Source organism: Actinoplanes sp. NPDC051494 (assembly GCF_044454705.1).
Classification (GTDB): domain Bacteria; phylum Actinomycetota; class Actinomycetes; order Mycobacteriales; family Micromonosporaceae; genus Actinoplanes.
This window is the reverse complement of record NZ_JBITDZ010000005.1, coordinates 355,322-357,431: the sequence shown is the minus strand read 5'-3', so window position 1 is coordinate 357,431 and position 2,110 is coordinate 355,322. Positions and strand designations below refer to the sequence as shown.

Sequence of the window (2,110 nt, the reverse complement as noted above, 5' to 3'; positions counted from 1 at the left end):
CACCTGGTCCGGCCTGCACCTGGTCCGGCCTGCACCTGGTCCGGCCTGCACCTGGTCCGGCCTGCACCTGGTCCGGCCTGCACCTGGTCCGGCCTGCACCTGGTCCGGCCTGGCCAGGTCCGGGCCGGTCCTCTTAATCGGTGGGCCGGCCTGCTCCTGTCGTCACCCCATGGCAACCGCTGATGAGCACCACGCCCCGGCTGGCTGCCGCCCCGGACGCTGCCCGCGTACCGCGCCGACGGAGAGGCTGGCCGTGGTCGAAGCTCAGAACGCCGGTCTGCGGACCGTCGCAGGACCCTTGCGCGCTTCACCCTGCAACGCCGGCCGCGATGGCCTGGTTGTTCGTACCGGCGAACCGCACTGCCCGTTCGTGCCCTTATCGCGTTCCCAGCTGATCGCAGCGTGAAGAACACGTCAAGAAACGACCGGCGCCCGTCGAGACTTCGTGAACAAACCGTTCGCGCGGCAACGAACGGCGCATCGTACAACCGTGAGCGACGAGGTAGGTCCGAATGAACCGTTGTGGGTGGTGCCGATCGCGGCATTCTGTTGCTGGCCCACCGCCTCGTCCTGGCAGGCGGGCGGCACCCCGGCGCCGGATGTCGTTGACCACACGATGCTCACCGCCGGCGCGACCAGCCCCGATCACCTGACCATTATCGGTGTCGGCGCCGTTGTCCTGATTCTGCAGATGTTCCTGGCACCCCGTTTCCGCCGTAACCTCAGCCGCCCGTTGCTCGTCGCCACCGCCTCGGTTGCCATCGCGATCTGTACGGCGCTGCTGGTCACCGGGCATCAGGCCCAACGAATGCGAGCTGTCCGGCCAGAATCCGCCGACGCATTGTCGCTACCGTCGATGGCAGTGAGCGGCGAGCCCCATCGAACACGACATGCACGCTCGCCTCATCACGCGAACGGGTCGACGTTCCCGGATCCGCGTCGGCAGCCTTCTGAATCCTGCCCCGGCCCGGCCTTCGCTCACCGCTCGGAAAAGGGGCGGGAAGCGGTGGGATCAAGGTCCTCCCGGGTGGCCTGTGCCGCTGTTCCGCCGGCTGCCCGGGCGCTCAGCGAGCCGGCCGCCGCGGCCCAGCCGATCGCTTCCGCAACCGGCAGGCCCGCCAGTTTTGCGGCCAGGAAACCCGCGTTGAAACTGTCACCCGCGCCGGTGGTGTCGACCACTTCGACGGTACGGCCGGGAGCTGACCATTCTCCGTCCGCGCTCCACGCCCGGGCTCCCGCGGCGCCGTTCTTCATCACCACTGTTGTCCCGGTGGCGACCAGTTTCGCCGCGGCGATGTCCAGATCCTGTTCACCCGTGACCGCGCGTAGTTCGTTGGCGTTCGGAAGGAACACATCCGTGTGCGCGAGGATGTCCGTGATGGACGCCCAGCGTTCGGCCGGGTCCCAGTTCGTGTCGAGCGAGGTGCTCACCCCGGCGGCACGTGCACGGGCGAATACGTCGGCCAGGCCCCCCGCGAGGCCCGGCTGGAGGTAGAGCGACGCCACGTGCAGATGACGCGCGTCCGCCAAGTGCTCGTCGGTCACGTCCTCCGGGCGCAGCGTGGGGATGGTGCCCGGCAACGTCAGGATCGCGCGGTCGTCGTCGTCCGGCGCGAGGATCACGCTGAGGCCGGTGGGCACGTCCGTCTCCGGCCGGGCGAGCAGTACCTGGACGCCACGGTCCTCGAGGTGCCGCCGGGTGATCGCGCCGAACATGTCGTTGCCGAGCGCGGTGAGCAGCGTGGTGCTCAGACCGAGCCGGGCGCATCCCGCGGCGGTGATCGCGGCCGAACCGCCCAGGACCAGGTCGGCGCCGGTGAGTAACTGTTCCACCTGACCGAAGCGGGGTCGCACATCGCCGCGCAGCACCAGATCCGGGTTGGCGTCGCCGACCACCAGCACGTCCATGACGTCTCCTGTCCATATGAACATTCCAGATTGCGCGTTTCCCCCTATCCGCTCGCCGTCAAGGGGTCCCGAGCACCATACGCGCACAAACGGCTATTGACACCTGTTCGTTCGATCAGTTGAATCGCAGGCAGTAACGATCGAGCCCAGCCGGTACCCCAGCCCGGCGCTCAGGTCGCCAGGACCCAAGCTCGGCCTTCCG

The 2,110-nt window shown here is 68.6% G+C and carries 1 protein-coding gene; it reads right to left on the bottom strand.

What is annotated here, in order from left to right:
- Positions 1-978: 978 nt before the first annotated feature.
- Complete coding sequence (locus ACIA6A_RS20765; RefSeq protein ID WP_396099361.1) at positions 979-1,908, bottom strand: carbohydrate kinase family protein; 930 nt, start codon at positions 1,906-1,908, stop codon at positions 979-981.
- Positions 1,909-2,110: the final 202 nt, after the last annotated feature.